This is a genomic window from Enterovibrio makurazakiensis (genome assembly GCF_050336585.1).
GTDB lineage: Bacteria > Pseudomonadota > Gammaproteobacteria > Enterobacterales > Vibrionaceae > Enterovibrio > Enterovibrio gelatinilyticus.
In genome coordinates this window covers 81203-100257 of the sequence record NZ_JAKJSE010000007.1, presented here as the reverse complement: position 1 = coordinate 100257, position 19055 = coordinate 81203, and the positions used below count along the sequence as shown (strand labels likewise).

Annotated in this window: 17 protein-coding genes; 9 read left to right on the top strand and 8 right to left on the bottom strand. The window is 45.2% G+C overall.

All coding sequences use genetic code 11. From position 1 onward, the window contains the following. Nucleotides 1-3: 3 nt before the first annotated feature. Nucleotides 4-876, bottom strand: a complete 873-nt coding sequence (gene ppk2, locus L4D06_RS05325) for a polyphosphate kinase 2 (protein ID WP_420791212.1) — start codon at nucleotides 874-876, stop codon at nucleotides 4-6. A 157-nt stretch (nucleotides 877-1033) separates the two neighbouring features. Here ppk2 and L4D06_RS05320 point away from each other — a divergent pair, with 157 nt between their 5' ends. Together L4D06_RS05320 and L4D06_RS05315 are read left to right on the top strand one after the other, a co-directional pair. Continuing rightward, nucleotides 1034-1933: a LysR family transcriptional regulator gene (locus L4D06_RS05320; protein WP_429738071.1), complete on the top strand. Its 900-nt coding sequence runs from the start codon at nucleotides 1034-1036 to the stop codon at nucleotides 1931-1933. Nucleotides 1934-2104: 171 nt separating this feature from the next. Continuing rightward, nucleotides 2105-2794, top strand: coding sequence for a pseudouridine synthase (locus L4D06_RS05315; protein WP_429738070.1), 690 nt, complete (start codon nucleotides 2105-2107; stop codon nucleotides 2792-2794). A gap of 61 nt (nucleotides 2795-2855) precedes the next feature. Here L4D06_RS05315 and L4D06_RS05310 read toward each other — a convergent pair whose 3' ends face one another. Next, nucleotides 2856-3236 (bottom strand): nuclear transport factor 2 family protein, encoded by a 381-nt coding sequence (locus L4D06_RS05310; RefSeq protein WP_274164120.1) that lies wholly within the window; start codon nucleotides 3234-3236, stop codon nucleotides 2856-2858. A gap of 104 nt (nucleotides 3237-3340) precedes the next feature. On the opposite strand from L4D06_RS05310, the gene L4D06_RS05305 reads away from it, so the two are divergent. Next, nucleotides 3341-4222, top strand: coding sequence for a LysR family transcriptional regulator (locus L4D06_RS05305; protein ID WP_429738069.1), 882 nt, complete (start codon nucleotides 3341-3343; stop codon nucleotides 4220-4222). Between the two features lie 86 nt (nucleotides 4223-4308). On the opposite strand, the gene L4D06_RS05300 is transcribed toward L4D06_RS05305, so the two are convergent. Beyond that, on the bottom strand, nucleotides 4309-5529 hold the full coding sequence (locus L4D06_RS05300) for a multidrug effflux MFS transporter (protein ID WP_274164122.1): 1221 nt from the start codon (nucleotides 5527-5529) through the stop codon (nucleotides 4309-4311). 825 nt (nucleotides 5530-6354) lie between these two features. On the opposite strand from L4D06_RS05300, the gene L4D06_RS05295 reads away from it, so the two are divergent. From L4D06_RS05295 to L4D06_RS05270, 6 genes are all read left to right on the top strand, one after another. Next, the gene (locus L4D06_RS05295; protein WP_429738068.1) at nucleotides 6355-7821 is read left to right on the top strand and encodes a TolC family protein; all 1467 of its coding nucleotides are present in this window, start codon (nucleotides 6355-6357) and stop codon (nucleotides 7819-7821) included. Nucleotides 7822-7826: 5 nt separating this feature from the next. Then, on the top strand, nucleotides 7827-8819 hold the full coding sequence (locus L4D06_RS05290; protein WP_429738067.1) for an HlyD family secretion protein: 993 nt from the start codon (nucleotides 7827-7829) through the stop codon (nucleotides 8817-8819). A gap of 5 nt (nucleotides 8820-8824) precedes the next feature. Continuing rightward, nucleotides 8825-10015 (top strand): ABC transporter permease, encoded by a 1191-nt coding sequence (locus tag L4D06_RS05285; protein WP_429738066.1) that lies wholly within the window; start codon nucleotides 8825-8827, stop codon nucleotides 10013-10015. Continuing rightward, entirely contained in the window at nucleotides 10012-11157 is a 1146-nt protein-coding gene (locus L4D06_RS05280; protein WP_429738065.1) for an ABC transporter permease, read from the top strand. Before L4D06_RS05285 ends, L4D06_RS05280 begins: the two co-directional genes overlap by 4 nt. Nucleotides 11158-11344: 187 nt before the next feature. Then, on the top strand, nucleotides 11345-12487 hold the full coding sequence (locus tag L4D06_RS05275) for an ABC transporter substrate-binding protein (RefSeq protein WP_429738064.1): 1143 nt from the start codon (nucleotides 11345-11347) through the stop codon (nucleotides 12485-12487). Between the two features lie 4 nt (nucleotides 12488-12491). Then, the gene (locus tag L4D06_RS05270; RefSeq protein ID WP_429738063.1) at nucleotides 12492-13877 is read left to right on the top strand and encodes a methyl-accepting chemotaxis protein; all 1386 of its coding nucleotides are present in this window, start codon (nucleotides 12492-12494) and stop codon (nucleotides 13875-13877) included. Nucleotides 13878-14270: 393 nt separating this feature from the next. Here L4D06_RS05270 and L4D06_RS05265 read toward each other — a convergent pair whose 3' ends face one another. The 5 genes from L4D06_RS05265 to L4D06_RS05245 form a co-directional block, all read right to left on the bottom strand. After that, complete coding sequence (locus tag L4D06_RS05265; RefSeq protein ID WP_429738062.1) at nucleotides 14271-14741, bottom strand: 2-thiouracil desulfurase family protein; 471 nt, start codon at nucleotides 14739-14741, stop codon at nucleotides 14271-14273. Between the two features lie 316 nt (nucleotides 14742-15057). Then, the gene (locus tag L4D06_RS05260) at nucleotides 15058-15573 is read right to left on the bottom strand and encodes a YcxB family protein (RefSeq protein ID WP_429738061.1); all 516 of its coding nucleotides are present in this window, start codon (nucleotides 15571-15573) and stop codon (nucleotides 15058-15060) included. A gap of 490 nt (nucleotides 15574-16063) precedes the next feature. Then, nucleotides 16064-17020 (bottom strand): AEC family transporter, encoded by a 957-nt coding sequence (locus tag L4D06_RS05255; protein ID WP_429738060.1) that lies wholly within the window; start codon nucleotides 17018-17020, stop codon nucleotides 16064-16066. 294 nt (nucleotides 17021-17314) lie between these two features. Next, nucleotides 17315-17689: a VOC family protein gene (locus tag L4D06_RS05250; protein ID WP_429738059.1), complete on the bottom strand. Its 375-nt coding sequence runs from the start codon at nucleotides 17687-17689 to the stop codon at nucleotides 17315-17317. 409 nt (nucleotides 17690-18098) lie between these two features. Next, on the bottom strand, nucleotides 18099-19052 hold the full coding sequence (locus L4D06_RS05245) for a hypothetical protein (protein WP_429738058.1): 954 nt from the start codon (nucleotides 19050-19052) through the stop codon (nucleotides 18099-18101). Between the last annotated feature and the right edge of the window lie 3 nt (nucleotides 19053-19055).

Here is a 19055-nt window from a genome sequence, read left to right as displayed (position 1 = left end):
TGTTTAGGGCGCTTTTGCAATTTGTGTGTCAACTTTATTCACGAGTTCATGATCTTTACCTGGGTACTCAAGCTGACTCAGGAAGTGACGCATACAGTTAATTCTCCCCCGTTTTTTATCGTCCGAAAGGATCACTGTCCAAGGGGCATCTTTGGTGTTGGTATGGAACATCATGGTGTCTTTCGCGGCAGAGTAATCATCCCATTTAGACAAAGATGCAAGATCTACAGGGCTCAATTTCCACTGCTTCAGCGGGTCAGATTTTCGTGATTTAAACCGTCTAAATTGCTCTTCACGACTTACCGAAAACCAGTACTTGAACAGCTTGATGCCGCTGTTTGCCAGCATGCGCTCTAGCTCTGGAGCTTGTCTCAAAAACTCTAAATATTCAGTGTCATCACAAAAACCCATGACTTTTTCAACGCCTGCGCGGTTGTACCATGAGCGGTCAAACAAGATGATTTCACCCTTGGTGGGTAAATGTTTTATGTAGCGTTGGAAATACCACTGGTTTCGCTCTCGTGCATTGGGCTTTTCCAACGCGATAACATGTGCACCACGAGGGTTAAGATGCTCCATAAACCGCTTTATTGTGCCACCTTTCCCTGCAGCATCTCTCCCTTCAAACAAGATCACAATTCTCTGATTGGTGTCTTTAACCCAACCTTGCATCTTTAATAACTCAATTTGTAATTCATGCTTGTGTTTCTCGTACTCAACAACATTCATTTTCTTTTTATACGGGTAGTGACCGTCGGCATTCCACGCCAATTGTTTTTCTTTTTTGTTGAGGTCAAAATTAAACGGCTCTTTATTATTGATATCCATGTTTGAAGCTGCATTTCTTTCCAGAGAAAGCGTTTGTATCTGTGTCATTATTTCCCTCCACCATCAGGTTCAATCCATCATCCGTCTCGTAACATTCAGAACGTCTAATTTCTAAGAAAATCATTAACAAACTTAATTATGCAATAGTTAAACATGTAACTTAAATGTTATTAATCTATAGGTTTAATAACGAAAAGTTATCTTTATGAATCTCACCCAGTTAAAGCTTTTCAATGAGTTAGCGCGCGAACTAAGTTTTGTTAAAGTGGCAAAGCTTAATCACATCAGCCAACCAGCCGTCAGCGTCCACATTAAGAAACTGGAGCACGCTCTTGGCCAACAATTGTTCTCGAGAACATCTCAAACCACTGAATTAACGCCGGAAGGTTTAATCATATTGGAAGATGTGAAAGAGATTATTAGGCTCTGCGAGAACATCAAAGTAAGGGCTGATTTTTCACAAGGCGTGCTTGAAGGTCACGTGAGAGTGGCAGCCATTCATAGTGTCGGAATGTATGAGCTAGGAGACTTCCTCGCCGCATTCATGAAAATGTATCCTAAAGTGATTGTTCATCTTGAATACAGGCATAGTGATGAGATCTATCAAGAAATCCACAAAGAAAGAATTGATGTCGGCATTGTCGCCTATCCTCACTCACAGCCAGGCATTGAAGCCATACCCTATGCCGAGGATGAGTTGGTACTCATTGCCGGAAATAAGCACTGGATCAGTCATAAAAAAGCGGTGTCACTTCAACAAGTTCATAATGAGGCATTTATTACGTTTGGTGAGAAAATCCCCACGCGCATTGCCATTGATAAATTGCTGGAAAGCACACGGACAACTGTGGACATCCGAATGACGCATAACAATATCTACACGCTTAAAAAAGCCGTAGAAGCCGAACTCGGTATTGCCATTGTCCCTGCCGCAACCGTCAATGAAGAAGTTGAGCGTGGCATATTAAAACGCATAAAAATTAAGGACGCAGAGACACGTCGGCCGATCTCAATACTTCGCCAATCCAATCGAAAAAGCAGTGCTCCCGTCAATCTGTTTATTGAAAAGCTACTCGCGTTTAATCAACACCGAAACCGAGGGTAAGGGCATTAAAGCAAGAGACCATCAAGAGCTATCAGGCTTCCATTGTTCTTTCTCTGTACATCGGAATTTACTTATACCCAATTCAGCGGTTTGATTACCGTTCAATGCAGGTTGCCATATCAGGTTTAGGATGGATAATGCCTGCACATTTTCTTGATTATTGTTGTAAAAATGCGCCTTGATAAATTCGTTTGTAAAAGCACTGCGTTAAACCGTGCAGATGCCATCCAGCTGATTCAAAACGGAGCGGTAACGGTGAACGAACAAGTCGTGACTCACGAGTTCGCACAGGTGCATGAAAACAACATTATTCAGTTACAGGGTCACACATTAATCCCTCGCCCGTTTCGCTATATCTTAATGCATAAACCTGCTGGAACCATTTGCTCCAATATCGATGAAGTCTACCCCTCACTATTTTCCACCACAAACATGGAGCATACAGAAGAATTACACATCGCAGGGCGATTAGATGCGGACACAACAGGGCTTGTATTGATCACTGATGATGGTCATTGGTCGTTCAATATCACCACGCCAACCCAACACTGCGAAAAAGTGTATCGCGTCGGTCTTTCTCGCCCAATTAGAGGTGATGAGGCTGATCGATTCAAGCATGGCATTATGCTGCAAGGAGAGAGCAAACCCACTCAGCCAGCAAAACTCGATGTGCTAAGCCCGCAAGACGTTTTACTAACGATCACAGAAGGGAAGTTCCATCAAGTTAAGCGCATGTTTTCTGCGGTTGGCAACCGTGTTGTTGCGTTACATCGAGAGCGCATTGGTGAGGTCCTGCTTGATGTTGATGCAGGAGAATGGCGATACCTTAGCGATGAAGAAATTGCTTCGTTCAGATCATAAGCCCAAGATAACAACGCGGATGCCATGGCCTCCGCGTTTATTGATGGTTTCAAAGCCGAGATTAACGCTCGCCTTGCACTTCGAACTCATCAAACACTAAGCGAGCTTTTCCATCTTCTTGAATCTTCCAATGCTCACGGTGAACCACACCAAATGCTTTATTCATAGTCCAATCAGCACATAAAATGAAGCCATCATCGTCTTCTGCTGGTTCCCATTTCACATTGGTGTAATCAACATCAGCAAAACCTTGATCCATGATTTGCTGCCAAAACGCTTGGATGTCCTCACGACCTGTAAATTCGCCAAAGGGACGCGCGACCATCAAGGTAGTGTGATCTGCATACTGCGCGGCACAGCCCGCTGCATCTTGATTGTTGAAGGCATCTTGCCACGCTTTGATTCCCTCGTTATATGGAATAAGTACGTCTTGATTCATCATTTGTTTCGCTCTGTCTTGGAGATATTTAAGGACTTAGTGTAGAAACACGATTAGATTAGATAAATAAAGCAAAACAAACACATTGTTCTTGTGAGAGAAACAATATGCAAACACAGATGAATAAACTTAAACAAATGACCTTGTTTATGCATGTGGTAGAAACGGGTTCAATCACTAATGCCGCAGACAAGTTAGACACCTCCAAATCCGTAGTAAGTCAGGCGCTAAAGCAACTCGAATTAGACCTCGACACAACGCTACTCACACGCACAACGCGCCGGCAATCGCTTACCCAATCAGGGGAACACTTCTACCAATACTGTTGTGAAATGCATCGAGTGGCGGAGCACGCATGGGAGGAAATGAAGGTTCAGCAGACAATTCCGAAAGGGAAAATCACCTTAACTGCACCGAACGCCCTGATGTCATCGTTAGTCGTCCCAGCCCTGCTGACAGCTTATGCGGATTATCCTGACGTCGAACTCAATTTGATCAATGACGACAATCAACTCGATCTCATGGAAAACAACATCGATCTCGCGATTCGTGCTGGAAGGTCTCTACCTAGCAACAATAAGCAACGACGGATTGGCGAGTTTAGAGATGTATTATGTTGCGCCAAAGACAGTGATTTTTCGTTGGATAACGCACCTTATATCGCCCATCAATGGCAACCTAAAACGGTATCCCATGAACTCTATAATCCGTTAACTCATGAAACCCGATCGTTAACGTTTTCACCGAGACATAGAACGAACGCGATGCAAACGACACTCGCGCTGATTGAGTCTGGCTATGGCCTGGGGATTTTGCCCAACTTCACTGTTTCCACAAACCCAAAACTGAAACCCGTGTTACCCGATTTTCAGATGCCACGGGTAAACGTATATGCCCTTCACCCATTCCACGGCACTGTGCCGATTGGCGTAAAAATGGCGATTGATGCCATCGAAAGTGCATTACACGACTACACCCAAGCAACCTAGAGATACTCTCCCTACTGGGGCGAACACAAAAAAGCCTGCATCATATGCAGGCTCTGTTCGCGATTGGACATCTTACAGCTAGACCATCAAACCTTAAGGCTAGTCGTCTTTTTATGCCGTCTAGCTCGAAGATTATCACCAAGATAGATGATCACACTCAGCAAGATGCACCCACTGATTAAGTTGATAACAGACGTCATTGTGCCATCAAACATCGCACCACTAATGTCTATGACCAAGGCCACCAACGCTAAACGAATCGCTGTGACTAAAGAGGCACTCACACCCGTTTGATTCGGCACGGCTTCCATTGAACGAGCAAAGAAGATTCCGATACACACACCAGCTCCCAGAGAGTAAAGCACCATGAGTGAAGTCACGACCAACGGAAGTTGTTGCCAGCTTGTCGGCAATACAAACATGGTCAACGTCATCAACACGATGGTAAGAAATCCATATCGGCGCAGGAAGTTAACGCCAAACCACTTCATTAAGCGACCATTGTTGATACTCGCAATCACGAACGCCACCAACAAGCTCACTTGATAAAAAGGAAACACCGCACTATCGATACCCAGATGATTCACAAAAATCAGGGGCATATTAGAAATGAACACCATGTAGCCAGAAAATATGGCGGTGGTGATCAACGTGTTTGCCCAGAACTCGCCGTTTTTCAGTACTGTCACGTAGTCACTACCAATGCCCTTAATGGACAGCGGTTTGCGTTTTTCTACAGGCAGTGATTCCGGCAATTTGATGAAACAAATCAGGCCAGTGACGATGGTCAACGCAGCAATAAACACAAAGTTATAGGTGTACCCGAACTGATAGTTAATCCAACCACCTAACATTGGCGCGAACGCAATGATACTCACGACCAAACTGTTCAGATCTGACACAATCTCAGTGGCTTTTTCTGCTTTGTACAAATCGAAGACCATGGCTGCGCCGATTATCATGCAAGCCGCACTGCCGAAGCCTTGAACGAATCGCCAAAAAATCAAAACATCAATATTGCTTGAAAACACACAGCCCAAACTGCCAGCAATAAATAAGGCATAGCCAACATTAAGAACTTTACGACGACCTACGGAATCGGACAATGGCCCATAGATTAACGATGCCAGACAAATACCAAGGAAGTTAAAACTCAGCACGCGTTGGATCATGGTTTCGTTGGTGTTAAATGCGGTCATCATATCTGGAAAAGCCGGAAGATAGATGTCCGTCTCCATCGCCGCAGCGAGAAAAATCATCAAAATCAAAAAGCGAATCATACGCTCGCTCAATGCATTGGTTGGCATATCAGCCCCTATTCTTTGAAAAGTTCACTTGTAATTAAAAGTGCAAATTGCAAACGCTATGCTTTCCCAAACGTATCGTGTTTCAGCCACCTACAACACCTTTTTATAGGAGACAAACGTTTGCATGGGATTGTATGTACCCAGAGGTGAAGTTTTCTTTCGGGTTGGATTATCAACAAAGAAAATAACGTTGAGAAATTGCTTTAGCGTCTGATTGCTTACCTAAGACGGGATCACGGCTTGAGGCGAAAAGGTCATGGATGAGTCCAGCTCAAAAAATACAGCGGAGACAAGTGCTGTATTCCCACAATGTAACCTGACAGTCGTTACTTTGTGTTGCCATGGGAAACGATAACATCAATCAATGAGACAAACGTTCGCGCAGGCTTATACCCAAACAACCTGGAGATGCTCGATTTCAGAGGCCATCAGAGTGTTCAATTCAATGCGAATTCTTGTAGGAATAGTCATTCTATTTCACAGGAATTTAACGATGAAGTGGACGCTCTGAGGGCCTCCCTTCGGGCGAGTTTACTGACACCATGCTCGGTGTTGTCCCTTTTTGATGGAGTTCACTACATCAGCAAAGGGACGCCTTGATCATTGCGCCAGTAAATCTCGCTGAATCCTGCATCTTCAGGTTGTTTGGGTATAGATAGGAGAAAGCGTTCGCTTTCAGGCAAGATTCTACCTCTAATCATAATAAAATCAATGGTCATTTCATCGCCTCATAGACCACATAGACAAGCCCCCCGTCTTAAGTGACTGGCATTTTTAGAGCATTAACTCTAAAATATATCCATCTATTCCAATGTGGACACCTCGATGTTTGCCAGAATCCCTTTTTCTCTGCGCGCGCTTGCCCTCGTGACCCTGTTTTTACCCGTCACTTTTGTATCGCCAAACGCTCAAGCAGAATCCATGTCATTTGCCGAAGCATGGCAAGCCGTATTAACCCGCAATGATGCGATTGCCGCAGAACGTGCCAATGTGCAACGCGCTGAACACATGGAAAGCGCCGCCTCTGCCCATCATCTCCCTAGCATTTCTGTCAGCGGTAACTACACGCGGTTAGATCAGAACGTGGAAGTCTCGCCTTCCCAGCTTGCTCACCATATGAAAGGTGGCGATGCGATTGGCAATTTGGCCGGGTTACTTCCGCCCGGCTTAGGTAATCTCGATAGCATGCTTACCACCACATTGGCAGATCGCGATGTGTACACCAGCTCGATCCGTGCCATCTGGCCGATATTTACGGGCGGTCGCATTCTCGCGGCTGGAGACATTGCCAGCGCGCAAAAAGAAGAAGCGCGATATTTGATGCAAATGGCGCAACAAGCCAAGTTTGAAGATCTTGCCAAGGTGTACTTCTCAACCGTGCTCGCTGAACAAGTGGTTCAAACTCGCTTGGAGGTTGAGCAAGGTCTTGCAAAACACCTCGACCACGCAAAGAAAATGGAGGCCCAAGGTCAAATTGCTCGTGTTGAGCGACTACAAGCAGAAGTCTCGTACGACAAAGCAAAAACTGAACGCAAGAAAGCGCAACGCGACCTCGACATTGCGCACGCTGCGCTCCAAACACTGGTAAAAAGCACCGCACCTGTCACGCCTTCAAACGGCCTGTTTACCCAAGACACTGTGCCTGCGATGTCTCCGTTTCTTGCCAAAACGCTTGCCACTTACCCCGGCTTAAAAGTGTTGGATGCCAAACGCCAACAAGCCAATGGCCTTGTCGACCTCGAAAAAGGCAAGTACTACCCGCAAGTCTTCCTTTACGGAAACTACAACTTATATGAAGGTGATTCGTTGACCGCTGAACTGACCCCAGATTGGGCGGTTGGTGTTGGCGTAAGCATCCCACTTGTCGATAGTGGTGGCCGTTCAGACAAACTGAAAGCAGCACACAGTACGGCAGTGCAAGTGAACCACCTGCGCGCTCAAGCTGAACAAGATTTGTCACTATTAGTTGAGAAAACATGGCGTGAAGCAGGGCAAGCCCTCGAAGAATACCAAGGCCTAGCATCTAGCATTTCACTGGCAGATGAAAACCTTCGCTTACGCGAAAAAGCCTTCGTGCAAGGTCTGTCTACATCATTAGATGTGGTGGATGCAGAGCTTTACCTCGCCAGCATCAAAACCCAGCAACTCGCTGCCGCTTATCAGTATGTCTTGTCACTCTCTCGCCTGCTGGCGATTAGTGGTGACATGAACGAGTTCGTGAATTACCAGGCCGCCGCATTGCAGCTGTCAACGTCGCCAACCCTTACTCTTCAAACCTCACAACAGGGATAAACATCATGTCTAACGTAAAATCTGCCATTCTCGTTGTTCCTGCTGTCGCACTGGTAAGTTGGGTCGGTTACAGCTTCTATCAAGCCTACCAACCAGCGCCTGAGCGCTTTCAAGGGCAAATCGAAGCGCAGCAATACAGCGTGTCTTCGAAAGTGCCAGGGCGTGTCGATGAAGTGTTGGTGCGTAAAGGCCAACAAGTCGACAAAGGGGATCTGATCTTCACRCTCTACAGCCCAGAACTTGATGCCAAGCTCGAACAAGCCAAAGCCGGTGAGCAAGCCGCAGGCGCAATGGCTGAGCAAGCAGAAAGTGGCGCACGTTCACAAGAGATCAATGCCGCACGCGACCAATGGCAAAAAGCCAAAGCCGCCTCTTCACTTTATGAAAAAACCTACCGCCGTGTTGATGCGTTATACCGTGAAGGTGTAACAGCCGAGCAAAAACGCGATGAAGCTTTTACCCAATGGAAAGCGTCGGAATACACAGAAAATGCCGCACGCCAAATGTATGAAATGGCAAAAGAAGGTGCGCGCACCGAAACCAAACGCGCAGCACAAGAACAGGTGCGAATGGCGGCTGGCGCGGTTGCAGAAGTGGAAGCCTACACCCAAGACACCAAGATACACAGTTGGTACCAAGGCGAAGTTAGCCAAGTGCTTCTGCACCCCGGTGAGCTCGCACCACAAGGTTTCCCTGTTGTGACAGTTATCGATATGAACGACGCATGGGCAGTATTTAACATTCGTGAAGATAAACTGCGTCAGTTCCAAAAAGGCACGCAGTTTGATGCCAATATTCCAGCATTGGGTAACAATGCGTATCGCTTTGAAGTCACTCACGTTGCTCCAATGGGTGATTTCGCTACATGGCGCGCGACTAGCAGCCAACAAGGCTATGACATGCGAACATTTGAAGTGGAAGCGCGCCCAGTTGAACCGATTCACCAACTGCGTGCAGGCATGAGCGTGTTGGTCACAGAAAACGCTACCCAAGGGTAAGTGGAATGAAAAATACCTCATTCTCCTCCTTACTTTGGCAAGAATGGCGGCTTATTGCCTCTGACCGTTGGCTCGCTGCCCTTTTGGGTGGCTTGCCATTAGTTATGTTCTTGTTGGTATGGGCAATATTCTCATCAGGAACAGGGCGCGATTTGCCCATTGGTGTTGTCGACTTAGACAACAGCGCGTTGTCCCGATCACTAGTGCGTTATTATGATGCCACGCCAACGCTCGCTGTTCGCACTTTCAGCGATATAGATAACGCATCGTCATCGTTAAACAGTGCCCAAACCTATGCCACTGTCGTGATCCCTCACAACTTTGAAAAGGCGACTAAACGGGGTGAAAACCCAGAAGTCACTGCGTTATATAACAGTCAGTACATCTTGATTGGTAAGCTAGTCAGCTCGGCAATCAGTCAAGCACAAAGCACCTTTTCAGCATTGGTCGCCACACAAGGCGAAATGCTTCACGGCACCACAGTTGCCACGCAAGCAGCAGGCTTGTCTGTTCCGCTTAGGTTTCAGATAGTCCCCCTGTTTAACGCAGGTACAAACTATGCGCAGTTCTTGGTTTCCGCCATTATTCCAGCGCTGTGGCAAATCATTCTTGTCGCCAGTGGTATGTTATCTATGGCGCTGACGGACAAACGCATTGGACTTGAAGCTTACTTTCGTGGCGCTGTGGTGAAAAAGCTCACCGTAAAAGCACTGGGCACTGCGCTCCCGCTTTGGTTGTTAAGCGTCGGATTTGCGACAGGTATGCACTGGGGATTGGGCTGGCCAATGAACGGCGATTGGACCATCTTGTTTGCTGCGCAATGGCTCATGGTATTGGCAGGCGTCGCGGTTGGCTCATTGCTGTATGTGGGGTCACGCAATGCAGTGCGCGCCATGAGTCTGGTGGCAGGATTTACGGCTCCCGCATTCGCGTTTATGGGCGTAAGTTTTCCTGCGAGCGAAATGCCTTTCTTCGCGCAATGTTGGCGCTCCATGCTACCTATCAGCCACTACATCACGCTGCAAATTGGTCAATTCAACTATGGCGCAACACTTCAACAAGCCATGCCTGCCCTACTCGCATTGGCATCATTTAGTCTTATCTGGTTGTTGATAGGGGTAAAAGTGAAGCGTATTTCAGCAAGCACTGACAATGCAAAATCTACCCAAGCAGTGTCGGAAGAGGTGACATCATGAATTGGCGCGATGTATTCATCAGCGAACTGCGTCGGTTGTTCTCTAACCCTGCCGTGGTTTTTACCGTATTTGGCGGCATCATTATCTACTCTTTGCTCTACCCGCTGCCGTATGCTAATCAGCTGCCCCGCGAGCTTCATGTCGCCATTGTCGATCATGACCAAAGCCAACAGAGTCGCACCTTCATTCGCATGTTGGATGCCACACCGCAAGTGCAGGTCGTCAAGCAACTTGGAAACGAGACAGAATCCAGCCCGTATTTTGCCTCAGCAGAGATCGAAGGCGTGGTGACCATACCGCAGCATTTCTATCGTGATCTTCTGCTCGGTAAAAGCCCAGTGGTGTCCGTCGGCGGGGATGCGTCGTTCTTCCTTACCTACGGCACTATTGTTGAAGGCGTGGTGGCAACAGGCAGCACATTGGGTGCGCAAGTCAAAGTACAACGCGCGCTCACGCATGATACCCCCATGCCATTGGCTACCAAGCAATATGCGCCGTTTTCACTCAACGCTGTGCCCGTGTTTAACCCCACAATGGGTTATGGCGACTATGTGGTTCCCGGCGTATTTATGCTGATCTTGCAACAAACCTTGCTGATTGCATCAGGCATGCTGGGTATTTCAGAAAGCGGCAGTCACTCTGGCTCGGCATCAAACCCTGTATCCGCGAGAAACAGCAAAAGCCTCTTGGCAAGAACAGCAATTCTGGCTGCCATTTACTGCATCATGGCGATGTATTATTTGGGTGCGAGTTTAGACATTAACGGTGTTAACCGTATGGCTGATCCACTGCAATTGGCAGCAGTAATCTTACCCTTCTTGCTTGCCAGCATCGGTCTTGGCACCTTGATTGGTATTGCTATTAAACGCGCAGAAATGATCACACTGATCGTGCTGTTGAGCTCCATGCCTTTGCTTTTTATTGCCGGATTCGTATGGCCTAGTAGCGCCTTACCCTCGTGGTTGAATATTATCGCGCAATTTGCGCCATCTACCGTGGTGATCCAAGCCACCTTACAACTGAATCAGATGGGTGCGGATTTCCAAAGCCAACTTAGCCACCTTACTCAACTTTGGCTACAAGCTACTGGTTATTTGGGTTTGGCATTCTTTTTCAAAATAAGATTAAAAGGCAAGCACTAACGCCATAAGACGAAACCCCGCATGCCGGGGTTTTCTTTTCTCTGCGCACACTCACCAATGCGTTATTCATCCGCGGTTTGCCAAGCCATAGAAGGGAGCAGTTTCATTACTCATTTAAATCAATAATGAGACATATGATTTCTTTCCTATACTCATTGATAACTCAGTTATTAATCGAGGAATACCAATGAAAGGTTTGCATTGCACCATCATGTTGCTTTGGTTGTTTTCAACTGCTGCTGCCGCCGAAGTTGGCGTAACAGACAAAACGATCACTTTTGGTATGAGTAATGCCCTTTCAGGGCCTGCATCTGGGCTAGGCAGTGGCGTTAAAGCAGGGACACTCGCCTATTTCGAAAAGATCAATCAGCAAGGTGGTATTCACGGCCGAAAGATCAGTGTGGTTTCGCTCGACGATGGTTATGAGCCCGACCGCGCGGCCAAAAATGCGAAAAGGCTCATCTATACAGACAAAGTTTTTGCCTTGGTTAGTTTTGTCGGCACGCCAACGTCGAAAGCCGTCATGCCTGAAGTCAACCGAGCAAAGATTCCGTATATCGGCCCCTTCACAGGCGCAGAATTTTTGCGTAACCCTGCAAAAAATAACATCTTTAACATCCGAGCCAGTTATTTTAATGAAACCAAAAAACTGGTGGATCACTTTATCAATGACCTCGGTTACAAAAAGATCGCCGTTTTTATCCAAGATGACGGTTACGGTGCGGCAGGTAAAGCGGGTGTACAAAGAGCGCTTCGACAGCGTGGTCTTAAAATCCACGCAGAAGGCAGATATAAGCGTAATACACTCGATGTCGAACAAGGCTTAAATAGCATCATGGCCGCAAAGCCTGACGCCGTTATTATGGTGGGCGCTTACAAAGCCTGTGGAGCGTTTATCAAGATGTCCCATGACAAAGGGTTCTATCCTAAGTTCGCCAACATTTCCTTTGTGGGAACGAAGAAACTAATCGCTGAACTCGGCACTGCAGGAAATGGCAGCTATATTTCGCAAGTGATGCCAAATCCCGATGAAAGCAAACTCAAAATTATCTCTGACTTCAAAGCCGACATGAGCAACTACGGTGTCGACAGCCCATATTACACGCAATTGGAAGGCTACCTGAATGCCATGGTCATCGTTGATGCACTAGACCAATCGGGTCAGTACTTAACACGAGAGCGTTTTATCAGTGCCATGGAGGGCATGAAAAACAAGGACTTTGGCGGCCTAAAAATCAACTTTAGCAAGACAGATCGACAAGGCTTAGACGACGTTTACCTGACACAAGTTGAAGATGGAAAAGCCCTACCTATTCAGAAAATGAAGTGATTGTATGACTATGTTGTTTAAGATTTTTTCTGGGCTGTCACTACGATATCGTATTCTATTGCCTTTGATTGGCAGTATCACGGTGTTACTGATCATTGCGGCCCTTTTCTTCCATCAAATGACATCGAATGAGCTTTCCAAGATTCAGCAAGGTAAAGTGGAAGCCCTCGCTAGCTTTCTTAAGCAATCGAGCAAAACCTACATCTTAAATTACGACCTATCCGCGTTAGAAGATTTCGTTAACGTCGGCATGAAGGATGCCGATATCGACCACATTGAGTTCATCGATGGAAGCGGAATACCCTATACTGAAACCAAGCCAAAAGCCGTGAATTACGCCGTCAAAAACTATTCTGGTGAAATTTTGATGGAGGATGGCACATTGCTAGGTGTGCTTAACATTACCTACAACGAAGAAAATTCAACGGCCGCTCTACAACAAAACCTTAAAGTTATTCTGGCTTGCTTTTTCTCCATCATCGCCCTGCTCTGCATCATTATATACCTTGTTGCACTGCGCCTTTCTAAACCCCTCATCGCGATTACACAAGATCTCACTCTGGTGTCTGATGATGCGCTGGATAACTCACGCCTAGTGTTAAAGGGCGCAGAAAGCCTCGCTGACGGCGTAGAGAAACAACGCGCAGCGCTAGATTCCAATGTGTCGGCCATTTCTGAAATCACCGAAATGGTAAAACAAACTAACCAGAACGTTTTAGGTTGTTTAGATGTATCTAAAGGCACACTTGAATTGAGCAATGAAGGCAGCAAGAACATGGGGAAACTTGCACACTCTGTTGTGTTGATTGAAAACTCCAATAAGCATCTGCAAGAGATTAACGACATCATTCAAAAAATCTCTGATTACACCAAGGTCATTCATGACATCGTGTTCCAGACCAAGCTCCTTTCTCTCAATGCGTCCATTGAAGCAGAACGAGCAGGCGAACATGGGCGCGGCTTTGCGGTAGTTGCACAGGAAGTCGGCCAACTCGCTCTAACATCGGGCCAAGCCTCGCAGGACATAGACAAACTGCTGAAAGACTCTATGGTCACGGTCGGCGAAATCGTGAAGGAAACTGAACTACGGGTAAAAGAAAGCAAAGCGTTATCTGAACAAACGCAAGTTAGTTTTTCCGGAATTTCAAAACAAATTCAGGGGCTTTCGAAAGAAATTGATTCATTCAGTGAGGCTTTCAACCAACAAATGAAAGGGATTGTGCAGGTGAATTCCGCAATGGAATCCATGGCTGGGATCGTAAACAGCAACCATCACATTGCCAACGAAACCTCTCAAGTATCTATGAGTTATAAAGAACAGAGCTTAAAGCTAAAGCAAGTCACCGACACCATGAAGGGCCTCATCAGAGGGAAAAAAGCAGCGAACTGAGTTGTCTTTGGGAAGCGTTTTATTAAGGGGAGTTATTCCACAACCACTTCTGTTTATAACATCTGCGCCTAGCTTAAACTCTCAAACATTCCATTCTAAAAAATGGGAAGGACACGCTAAACACGGTTCAGACAACGCGCTTATATACAATAGAATGCAAGTACAAGAAGCGTTCCGTGACTTGAAAAGTCAGGCATATGGATGGGCGAATTATGTAGGAGTCATCAGCACCTGCACAATACATTTGCTACGTACAGATTAAACCTAATTTTACCACTTAACTCGGTAAACCAAAAAACTGTCTATACCCAATCAACCTGAAGATGCAGGATTCAGATTGTTTGGGTATAGAATGCCGAATGTCGCAAATCGTGTTGACTTGTCATCAACGCTTTAAATTTTTAATTTTGCTAACTCATGTTGGCTTGTAACTTTAATACCATTGTTCTCTAGCAAACTACAAGTAACCCCCTTTCCTGACACCTTAACACCCTCAAACTTCCCGTTGTAAATACTAGAACTTCCACAAGATGGGCTTGATTCAGTTAATACTGCATATTCTATTTTATTATCCAGACAAGTTTTAAGCGTTAGCTCAGCACCGTCTAAAAAGGCTTTCGTTACATCCCTACCATCTTTACCAAATATTTTAGCTGAACCATTAAGTACGTCATCACCCGTTCCACCGCATATTTCAGCGGGGATACGTGGTATTGGTAAGCCACCAGCAACTTCAGGACAAAAAGGAGTGATATCGTTCGATTGAATAAACTCGTCAAACTCACTCGATTTCACTTCAAGATTATTCCCGTCATAACGAACTTTACAGCCCAACAAACAAGAACTCACTAATACCTTTGCCATTTCAATTATCCATAAAGTTAGGAACCAGACCAACAGCCCACATTGTATACCATGAGAGAACGCGTTTATTTGAAAATATTGGAAAATCGCGTAAAAAACATCACCCTCTACGCCTCGTCGTTGAAGCTACCTGACGACTGAAAATTCGCTTCTTCTGGCCTGTGCAAACGCTAATCCTCAGCACATCAAAAGGTTTGCTAACGATTTCGGACAGAAAGATAAAATGACAGGCTTGATGCCGGGCTCATCTCACATCATGCAGCGGAAACAATAACATCGACCATCACAAAAATAAGCCCGTGAAAAAGAGTCTGAGTCAATGCGCTTGGGCTGACGCGTTATCATAGCCGCCTTTAACCTTAGAATAAAACTCGTTAAATTCAGTTTCAGTTGAAAAACTACGAAGAGGAATAACATATACAAGAAGCGGCGCAGTCTTTATGTATAAATAACGCTTGGTTTTCACTAATTCATAGATACCCTCCCATTTCGTAACTGTCTCATTTACGTCCGTTGATTCAATAAACCCAGTGTCAGTGACTTCGTAGGTGTGGTCACCTAACTGACCGTAATTTTTTGATGCACTACCTAATACTGCCAAAGTAGAAAGAACGTAGAAAAATCCGTATACCAGAACTGCCCAGCCTAGAAAGACAGTCAATCTATAAAGTATTTCATCAACGCTAGCATTAAACCCGCCTTTATAAAAAAATACCCCAGCCATAGCTAGCCAAGCATATATGGCAATATTTCTAGTCCCAGGGGACGATATAAATGCTTGTGAATTCATCCAAAACAAATCAAGTTTTGTAATGTTTACTCTGATCTCCATCAACACTCCATATTGAATCTAACACTATGAACTAGCGAGCCCACCAAAAAAAGAACGATCCGCGTCATTCAAATTTTACAAGATAATCTACAAAATCAGTGTCCCACTATTCATAAATCGGCTTCACTCTCCAATACATGCGACTAAATCCTAACTCGAAGGGAATGACCTCACTCTCACTAAACTTGGTTGATCCCTTAACATCACGACTACCGCTAAACTTTCCATCAAGCGAATCGATGATTTTGCTATAAGATTGCGTTTTTAGCAGGGATACTTATGTGGCAGAACGTGCTCATTGCGGCAAAAGCTAAGTAGCTAAGTAGCGATGCAACTTCAAAACCAACACCTTTAAGCATCGTCGCGTTTCTACATTCCTCGTTTTGGGCGAGAAGTGAGAAGTGAGAAGTGAATACGAAGATGAGTGAAGCAGAAGTTTACGTTTTTAGCGCCTGCGCAATTTAGAGATAAAATACTGACTATCGTCTGACTATATCAACCCATACGCTTTGAGAATGACAATGCCCACAGTACATGTCACCGCTGAAAGCACCGTGGTAAAAGCGATGATATTAGCTGCCAGTACGGCATTTCCACCCATAGAGCGCACCATGACATAACTTGCCGCTGCGACGGGAGAGGCATTCATAAAGAACAAGATCCCTAACTCTATCCCTCTAAAACCAACTAAATAAGCCCCAAAAGTGATGAGTAGAGGCGCAACAATGAGCTTGTAGCTACCTGCAAACCACGAAGGCCCCTTCTCTTTTTTCATCAAGCTAAAATTAAGCGATGCCCCCGTGCATAACAGCGCTAAGGGAAGCGTCATTTTCGCTAAGTAGTTTCCTGCATCAACCACCACGTCGGGTACAGGTATGGAAAGCACATAAAACGCCATACCGGAAAGGATTGAGATGATCAGTGGGTTTTTGGTCAGGGTGCGAAGCATCAGTTTTGCAGTTTGTGCGCCAGATGCTGCCCTTTTGGGTGAAAGACAGATCACCGCTTGCACGTTGTAGATAAACGTCGTCACCGCCACATACAAGGCTGCTAATGCGACCCCTTGCGAGCCATACGCGTTCGCTACAAAAGCGATGCCAATGATACCCGTATTGGCACGGTAACTTCCTTGAATAATGACGCCTTGATTGGGTGAGTCTTTGAACAGCAATTTGACCGAGATATAAGCAAAGACAAAAAATAGGATGCTGGCGATGATGCCGTAATTTACAAATCCACTTGCGGCAGAAAAGTCATGTTTGGAGACGACAATACTTAAAAAAAGCATGGTCGGAAGGGTCACTTGAAAAACGAGTTTTGAGCCAACTTCAATGAAGTTGTCGTTAATAAGGCCGATGCGTTTGAATACAACCCCAAGTATCAGCATCAAGCAGATAGGGCCGGTGATAGATAACGAGAATTGCAATTGGAGTAGAACGTCTCCCATGGGTATATCCGTCACAAAAGAAAAGCGAGCCTTCTTTTATCATACAATGAAATCACACATTATTGGGAGACGGTTCAACAGTATCATTTCTTCGCTTACGAGCAGCCGCTTTATGGTTTTGTAACATTACCGTTTAGTGACTTCATGAATCAGCACTTTGAATGTAGCAATGAGCTTTAACTCTCCGCACCAAAACCTCCGTTGAGACAGCCGCTAGCCAGAGCAAAAACGATCAGAACTTTTCATACAAACATTGAGTGCCGGCCTTTAAGAACTGACATATTAGGCTCTGGGCTACGCTTTGACGCGCCAAGGTGGGTTGATTCTGTTTTCTCCCGCCCAGTAAAGCTTAATTTCATTACCTGATGGGTCGGTTAGCATTGCCTCTCTCCACAAGTATTCTTTGTCCGTCGGCTCTTGAACAAACTGAATCCCTTTGGATTTCAAACTCTCTACCCAGGCATCCAACTGCTCATGCTCAAAATAAATAACGCTATTACTTTGGGAGTCCGGGTCACCCAAATAGAGTGAAAATGTAGAATCACCTTCAGGACATTCAAAACGGCAATAGTGCTCATCCTCAACAATTTGATTAAACCCAAGGGTTTTATAGAAGGTTACCGCTTCCTTCATGTTTTTCACTGTCAATGTCACTTGATTCAAATTCATAAGCGTTCCTTTCTAACTATTATCTTATCACTTAGTCACTACTTGTAAGCCTTAAAGCAAGATATAACCATCATCTAAAGCATTGGATAAATTAGCAAAAATTCATTTATTCAGATAGAAATGCAACGTGAGGTGGGACGTAGTTTTAGCGAAAAAACATATCACTTCGTGATTGTTCAACGAAAACATGTACCCAAAATGAAGGATTCAACGAGGTTTACAGATATTATGGCAAAGACGTCCCTTTTTGATGTGGCGATCTCCTTCAAAAAGGGATAACAGCGAGAATGGCGTCAGTAAACTCGCTCTAAGTGAAGCCTTCAGAAATCAAGCATCTTCAGGTTGATTGGGTATACATTCGTCGTGAGTTGAAGAAGAATGTTCTTGTTGTGTAACGCAGTATGCGTTGTTAAAAAAGATCTTGGACGTCTTCAAGCTTCACTTCATACCCTCGATTTTCCAATTCTTCGTTAAGCCGCTTAATGTCGCCTAGTGTTTTGAGGTATTTATCCTTAGATTCAGTGATCAACCAATAGTTTTCTTCTGAGCCAGAGTTCACCATTTCATTTCTCAAGTTGCTGAGAACATCCAACACCTTCAAATTAACAGCGGCAAGCGCAGCAAAGTCAGCGCTATTTACTTTATGAAGGAATCGTTTGAAGAACGTAAGCAAGTCTTCGGATTCATGAATGAGGTTCTCAGTCAGCGATGCGCCAACGCTTCGCGCTGTACCCTTTAGGGAATGGTAATCTGTAAAAAAATGGTTCAGCAACTCCTCTGGATCTGCTTCATTTTTGTCGCTTCCCAATGATTCAATGCCCAAAATAACGAGCTCAAGCTCAATTTCTTTCTCTTCAGAAAAAAGGTCAATGTAGTCGGATGGGTCGCTAGTCTGAACATGTAAGAAGTCAGGCTCGAAATGCACAAGTGGAGCGCTTTCATCGGCCTCGCTTTCATTGAGGTCTAACAGTGTATTCTCAGAGAACAAGGCAAAGTCATTGTTGTTTTCCGCGCGATACGCATGATATTGCTTGAGAATCGGTAGCAACACATGTGGCTCAACTAAGCCTTTTTCAACGAGTAAACGCCCCAACGTCGACCGGCGTTTGGATACCTCTTCATTGATCACATCGAAAAACTCATTACGCCAAATATCAAGTCGTATACAGGCTGAACGTAGGTCTAAATGCTCATCGTTTTGCAGTGTGACAATGGATAGAAATTGCTCCGGCGTTATCATCTGTTTTTCGTAGATGATATCCAAACTGTTGGGTGTCTGACGAATTTGTTCAACCATCACATCAGCCAAATCTTTTGCTGAAATGATATCGAAATCTAACAAAAAGCTGCCTAAGAGTTTCATTCC

Coding starts and splice junctions, on each gene's coding strand:
- ppk2 (WP_420791212.1), bottom strand. CDS start 876: ATGACACAGATACAAACGCTTTCTCTGGAAAGAAATGCAGCTTCAAAC.
- L4D06_RS05320 (WP_429738071.1), top strand. CDS start 1,034: ATGAATCTCACCCAGTTAAAGCTTTTCAATGAGTTAGCGCGCGAACTA.
- L4D06_RS05315 (WP_429738070.1), top strand. CDS start 2,105: ATGCGCCTTGATAAATTCGTTTGTAAAAGCACTGCGTTAAACCGTGCA.
- L4D06_RS05310 (WP_274164120.1), bottom strand. CDS start 3,236: ATGATGAATCAAGACGTACTTATTCCATATAACGAGGGAATCAAAGCG.
- L4D06_RS05305 (WP_429738069.1), top strand. CDS start 3,341: ATGCAAACACAGATGAATAAACTTAAACAAATGACCTTGTTTATGCAT.
- L4D06_RS05300 (WP_274164122.1), bottom strand. CDS start 5,529: ATGCCAACCAATGCATTGAGCGAGCGTATGATTCGCTTTTTGATTTTG.
- L4D06_RS05295 (WP_429738068.1), top strand. CDS start 6,355: ATGTTTGCCAGAATCCCTTTTTCTCTGCGCGCGCTTGCCCTCGTGACC.
- L4D06_RS05285 (WP_429738066.1), top strand. CDS start 8,825: ATGAAAAATACCTCATTCTCCTCCTTACTTTGGCAAGAATGGCGGCTT.
- L4D06_RS05280 (WP_429738065.1), top strand. CDS start 10,012: ATGAATTGGCGCGATGTATTCATCAGCGAACTGCGTCGGTTGTTCTCT.
- L4D06_RS05275 (WP_429738064.1), top strand. CDS start 11,345: ATGAAAGGTTTGCATTGCACCATCATGTTGCTTTGGTTGTTTTCAACT.
- L4D06_RS05270 (WP_429738063.1), top strand. CDS start 12,492: ATGACTATGTTGTTTAAGATTTTTTCTGGGCTGTCACTACGATATCGT.
- L4D06_RS05265 (WP_429738062.1), bottom strand. CDS start 14,741: ATGGCAAAGGTATTAGTGAGTTCTTGTTTGTTGGGCTGTAAAGTTCGT.
- L4D06_RS05260 (WP_429738061.1), bottom strand. CDS start 15,573: ATGGAGATCAGAGTAAACATTACAAAACTTGATTTGTTTTGGATGAAT.
- L4D06_RS05255 (WP_429738060.1), bottom strand. CDS start 17,020: ATGGGAGACGTTCTACTCCAATTGCAATTCTCGTTATCTATCACCGGC.
- L4D06_RS05250 (WP_429738059.1), bottom strand. CDS start 17,689: ATGAATTTGAATCAAGTGACATTGACAGTGAAAAACATGAAGGAAGCG.
- L4D06_RS05245 (WP_429738058.1), bottom strand. CDS start 19,052: ATGAAACTCTTAGGCAGCTTTTTGTTAGATTTCGATATCATTTCAGCA.